This is a genomic window from Moraxella sp. CTOTU47915 (assembly GCF_031986685.1).
Classification (GTDB): Bacteria; Pseudomonadota; Gammaproteobacteria; order Pseudomonadales; family Moraxellaceae; genus Faucicola; species Faucicola tetraodonis.
In genome coordinates, this window is record NZ_DAMAAE010000032.1 from 1 (window position 1) to 5,611 (window position 5,611).

Below are 5,611 nucleotides of genomic sequence, written 5' to 3' on the forward strand. Positions count from 1 at the left end.
TTCTTGCTTTTCCTTTAGCATATCATGCTTTCTTTGGATAGTGCGTAAGTTCTAAAATAGTCTAGGTACGGCATTTGGTGACTTTTTGGGTGACCAATTGGGATTAAGTTATTTGCAAGGCTCAATGGTGACAGGCGGTGTCATTGCGGTGGTAATACTTTTACATTACTTCTCAAAAATTAATGGCGTGATTTTGTTTTGGCTCGCCTTTGTATTTACTCGTCCATTTGGGGCAACTTTTGGGGACTTTTTGACCAAACCGTTGGCGAAAGGAGGGTTAAATTTGGGTACACTGAACGCGTCTTTGGTTGCGATTGCTATCATGGCAATGTTGATTGGTGTGGCACATTATCAACACAATAAACGCACTGCTTTACTGGCTTCATGATTGGATTATGACAATGAACGAACAGCTTAATTTTCAGTTATTTAGCCTAATTGATGCCAGTAGCCACACTAATCCCATATTGGTACAGGTAGCCATTTGGATAGCAAATGGCTTGTTTTATAGTTTGGTTGCTTTTCTAATTTTCTATTGGCTAGTGGGTAATGATAATCAAAAAAAATTGGTGTTAAAATCAACATGTATTCCATTAATTGCATTGGGCATCGCTCAAATCATCACCCACATTTACCCTCACCCTCGACCCTTTATGATAGGTATGGGTCACACGCTGATTAGTCATTCTGCAGATGCCTCGTTTCCCAGTGACCATATGACGGTGTTTAGTTCTGTTGCCATGGGGTTTTTGCTCAGCAAAAAATATATTATTGGATCCGTTATCTTCGCATTTGGTTGCTTGGTCGCTTGGGCAAGAGTGTTTTTAGGTATCCACTTTCCATTCGACATGTTCGGGGCGGTAATTTTGGCAGTTATCACGGCTTTAGTATTTGTGCCAATTTGGAGACAGTGGGGTGAAACCTTTTCGCAACCTGTTATCAAAATGTATCAGGTTATGTTATTTCAAAGCAAGATTAGTGCAAAAAGCGTTGAAATGCGTTAGTAGAATTCGAATAAATAATTTTGAAAAAGTTTTGTTTAATATTTTTTAAAGTGATAAAGTTTAGAATGTCTAAAAAACGCTGGTTTTCTAGACACTTCCATTTTCACAAAAAACAGGGGCTTTTATCCCCTATTTTTGTAAATTAACTTGTCTATTAAACAGCGTCGGATAAACCCATTACTAGAGCTTATCAAAAACTCAAAATAAACTTAGGCCAGACTGGAAATTGATATAGTTGGAAAACTACGCCAAATGAGCAATCTCATCAATAAGCTCAGGTTTTTTGCCCAATAATTTAAGTGAAACTTGCGCTGAACCGCTCGGTTCGCGCTGACCTTGCTTCCAAGACTTTAGCGTATTGACCGAAATACCAATATTTTAACTATCAGCGTGAGCGCTTAGCTCATAGCTTTGACTGCGCCCAGACGCTGCAGATTTAACCAGTACACCCTTATCAACTAAGTCATTAATATCTCGCAAAGCCGTATCTGGCGATGTTTTTGTCATCATAGCCCATTTCTTAGTGGTCAATTTACCAAAGAAGTCGCCCCACAATCGATTAATCATTATCACTTGGCGTTCATTAAACGTTATATGGCGATGCGTATGCCAAAATTGGGCTTTATCAACCGTTCTTTGGGTACGAGTGAGTGCCATCGTTAAAGCCTGTCCTAGCGTTTGTAAAAACCAAACTAACCAGTCTGTCACTGACGTTAAGCCTTTTTGAGTGGATTCCAAAATCGTATAATACTCTGACCGAGTTGCTAAAATTTGCGCTGACATACTATAAAAACGTCTGCCACTGCCATCGCTTTTAGCGAGCATACGCTCGGTAATCGCCCGAGTTAAACGCCCATTGCCATCTTCAAAGGGGTGCAGGGTCACAAACCATAAATGTGCAATACCGGCTTTAATAGTCAAATCTAAATCTGGTTGCTCCTCATTATACCAAGCAATAAATTTAGCCAATTCATCTGGCAATAGTTGTGCTGCTGGTGCTTCAAAATGCACTTTAGTGCGACCATAGCCCCCTGATACCACTTGCATGACACCTGTACGATCATCTCGAAGTCTACCCGCTTGTATTTCATATAACCCACTAAAACCCGTGGGAAATAACGCCCGATGCCAAGCAAAGATTTCATCGAGCGTCAGTGGTTGGTCAAAATAAAAACTGGCTCTTAACATCATCTCCACAATAGCATCGATTTCTCGAGTGGGTGTTAGCAGGGTATCCGGGTTGTATAGGTGTTCAATACCTAAATGCCGAGCAACCGATGAGCGTACCTGCTCATTATTGAGTATCTCCCCTTCTATCTCAGACGTTTTAATCACTTCAAGCGTCACAGCGTCCAATTGGGCTTCAAGCGGCAACTCAAAACCCAAGCTTTGCATTTGACCAAGTAGTTTACCTTGTAATAGACGCACATTAGCGACCAATGGTAATAACTGATTATTATCAATTTGCCAATCGGTCCAATTAGGATAGTCGTGAATGTATTTTTTATACAGCATTTATAAATAGCAATAAAAAGTAGATGCGGTAATTATAGCAAACAATCACCGCAAAATATGCAGAGAATATCTATTTTATATTAGTTGATTTTTGTTTATTCATCAGATTCCAACAACCAATCCACAATATAAATCAGTGGAATACCGTCAATTTGGCGACGCTCATCATACTTTCCTGTAATAACTATCTTTTTATGATTATCTCGAATATGTAATAAATTATCCGTTTCATGGGTATTCTCTGGGATTTGATAAGTCACTTGCACATATAGCAATTCATCTGCCCTGCGAGCCACAAAATCAATTTCTTTACTGTCTAAACGACCCACATCTAAGGTATAGCCCCGTCTTAATAGCTCCAAAAATACAATATTTTCCAACCGATTGGCATAATTTGCCTCTTTTTTACCAATTGCATGACGCCTTAAGCCATTATCGACAATAAAGTACTTAGCATTCGTCTTAAGATACCCCTTACCTCGAATATCATATTGCTGCACCTTATAGAACAAAAACGCATTTTCTAATAACTCAAGATATTTATTAATGGTATGATTCGAGGTTGGCACTCGCTCACTGGTCAATGTGTTACTAATTTTGCTTGGATTAACTAACTGCCCGACATTATCAGCTAAAAATAAAATTACGCTTTTTAAAATATGGGTATCTTTCACCCCTGCCCGATGCGCAATATCATTGAGCACAATCGAATCAAAAATTCCTGATAAAATAGTATCCTTCAAAGGCTCATCTGCCATAACAACACTGGGAAACCCGCCGTATTGTTCATACTCAAGATAATATTTATCAACCAACCTAGAATCCACAGGTACTTGCTTAGCTAACAGATACTCTCTAAAGGACAAGGGATAAATCTTAATCGCCACATAACGACCGCTTAATAAAGTCGCCAATTCCCCAGAGAGTAAATTCGCATTAGAGCCTGTAATCACAATATCAGTGTTAAAGCTAACTCGGACGGCATTAATAATTTTTTGCCAACCGTCTACAAATTGGATTTCATCAAATAACAAATAAACCTTATTTTCACTGCCTTTAAGTTTCTCATTGATTAATTGGCTAAAATCATCCGCATCTTTAACCCATTGATACTCAAAACTCTCAAAATTCAGATAAATAATATTTTCTGCACTAATTTGTTGAGACAGCAAATAATCTCGATATTGCATCAATAAAACAGATTTGCCAGAACGGCGAACCCCGGTTATCACTTTTATAAAATCTGAATCTTTAAATTGAATCAGTTGCTGTAAATATTTTTCTCGAGAAATCATTCATTATCCAATTTAGTATTTTATTTCCAATTTTAGCAAAATTAACAAAACATTGGAAACTAATTTCCAATTAATTCTATAAATTCTAATTAATGGAAAATAAAAGCATTCTTTTAGAAAAATATACATTATTTGAAGCGTATTTCATTTTATCTAGTTTTTACAGATTTTTTAGAATAAATAATCAATTTATTACCAAAGAACAAACTCATAAATAAATGTTATAGATTTTCTTTAAATGTTAATTCAATGAAAACACCTGTTATTGTTTAATAAATCAAGACGAGCAATTTTAATTGTTTTTACCCCAGTTTTATTCAATAATATTGTCTATTATTTATTTCAATAAAAACCTATCAATAATATTATGCTGGTCATTTATTTTTGTATTTTATTGTAATTTATGTATTGACAATAATATTTTTATTCTAAATTTTAATTGATGCTTTTTAGATATTATCTCGTGTGTTTTGATAACTTTTAGTTATGTTTATAAGGTGAGTTAAAATTAGTCGATATTTTTCAGAAGGTGGGTATTTGTTGATTATTTCGTTACTGCGTCTTTGGCTATTTTTTAGGAGGGTATTTTGACGGTTCAGGTAATTGGTTATGCTCGGGTGTCAACCAAGGAGCAAGATTTGTCTTTGCAGCTTGATGCTTTGAGTAAATATGGCTGTGATCGAATTTTTACTGATAAGATAAGTAGTGTAAAAGAACGCCAAGGGTTAACGGATGCGTTAGGGTATTTACGCGATGGTGATACGTTGGTGGTTTGGAAGTTAGACCGGTTATGTCGTTCCCTACCCGATTTGATTAAAATCAGTGAGCTGATTCGGACGACGGGTGCACAGCTTGTGAGTATCACCGAGAGTATTGATACGAGTACGCCTGCAGGTCGGTTGTATTTTAATATTTTAGGGGCGCTGGGGCAGATGGAGCGTGAGCTGATTCAAGAGCGGGTAAAGGCGGGTCTTGCGGCAGCGCGTCGCCGTGGTAAAGTCCCGGGTAAGCCTAGGGTGAGTGAGGAGAAGTTGGAACTCGCTCGCCGGGAGTTGTCTGCTGGACGGACTTATCCTGAGGTGGCAAGAATTCTAGGGGTGCATCCGCAGACGTTGTATCGGTTGGTGCCGGTGAAAAGTTTAGAGATCCAATGACTAGGCCTTTCCAAGTAGGTCTAATACTAATATTGATGTATGCTGAAAAAAATAGAGAAGAAGACCTAATAAAGCCACATCACTAACTCAACACTTTCTGTATTGCTAATAAGACGCCTACCACCACGGCAAATAAAATAATTAGACTTAAAAGGTGGTTATGTTTGGCTAACAGCCCTCTACCCTGAACATTTTCTTTATGATCAAGCTTGACCATTTCCAGACATTGTGAGATGAAAGCTAAGCTAGCAGCGGTAGCTTTTTTAGAATGATAAGGTTTTGGCTGATTGGCAAACCCAGGTAATTCTTCTTGGGTTGGTCTTACTTGTTTTTTAAATGATTGCCAATATTGTCCGTTGGCATTGAGCTGATAAAAGGCAGGACTGGTTTCAATATCATTGTCACCGTAATAAAGCCACTGCTGGTATAAATAACTGCCCTCCCAAAATCTAGCTGGTAGTATGGTGACAATGCCTTCGCAATCATCATGTACCAAAATAGGAATGATATTCATGGATAATTTGCCATTGGGCAGATGTGGGCGCCATAGAAAAGTACCTGTTGTTATGAGTGGTAATGCGCTTAATGGTAAGCATCCGACCATCCCATCTACCACCATTCTAAAAAATACGAGATAGTGCCC

At 37.9% G+C, this 5,611-nt stretch carries 6 protein-coding genes and 1 pseudogene; 4 read left to right on the forward strand and 3 right to left on the reverse strand.

What is annotated here, in order from left to right; genetic code table 11:
* Positions 1-73: 73 nt before the first annotated feature.
* From RTL34_RS11455 to RTL34_RS11465, 3 genes and pseudogenes are all read left to right on the forward strand, one after another.
* A pseudogene (locus RTL34_RS11455) lies at positions 74-169 on the forward strand (hypothetical protein); the annotation flags it as partial.
* Positions 149-388, forward strand: coding sequence for a COG4705 family protein (locus tag RTL34_RS11460; RefSeq protein ID WP_409455465.1), 240 nt, complete (start codon positions 149-151; stop codon positions 386-388). The pseudogene RTL34_RS11455 and the gene RTL34_RS11460, both read left to right, overlap by 21 nt.
* A 13-nt stretch (positions 389-401) precedes the next feature.
* The gene (locus RTL34_RS11465) at positions 402-1,004 is read left to right on the forward strand and encodes a phosphatase PAP2 family protein (RefSeq protein WP_312117035.1); all 603 of its coding nucleotides are present in this window, start codon (positions 402-404) and stop codon (positions 1,002-1,004) included.
* Positions 1,005-1,382: 378 nt separating this feature from the next.
* On the opposite strand, the gene RTL34_RS11470 is transcribed toward RTL34_RS11465, so the two are convergent.
* Both RTL34_RS11470 and RTL34_RS11475 read right to left on the reverse strand, forming a co-directional pair.
* On the reverse strand, positions 1,383-2,519 hold the full coding sequence (locus RTL34_RS11470; RefSeq protein ID WP_312117037.1) for a Fic family protein: 1,137 nt from the start codon (positions 2,517-2,519) through the stop codon (positions 1,383-1,385).
* Positions 2,520-2,614: 95 nt separating this feature from the next.
* Positions 2,615-3,814, reverse strand: coding sequence for an ATP-binding protein (locus tag RTL34_RS11475; protein ID WP_312117039.1), 1,200 nt, complete (start codon positions 3,812-3,814; stop codon positions 2,615-2,617).
* Between the two features lie 587 nt (positions 3,815-4,401).
* On the opposite strand from RTL34_RS11475, the gene RTL34_RS11480 reads away from it, so the two are divergent.
* Complete coding sequence (locus RTL34_RS11480; protein ID WP_312117041.1) at positions 4,402-4,968, forward strand: recombinase family protein; 567 nt, start codon at positions 4,402-4,404, stop codon at positions 4,966-4,968.
* Between the two features lie 82 nt (positions 4,969-5,050).
* On the opposite strand, the gene RTL34_RS11485 is transcribed toward RTL34_RS11480, so the two are convergent.
* The coding region (locus RTL34_RS11485; RefSeq protein WP_312117043.1) for a hypothetical protein at positions 5,051-5,611 on the reverse strand (561 nt) is incomplete at its 5' end.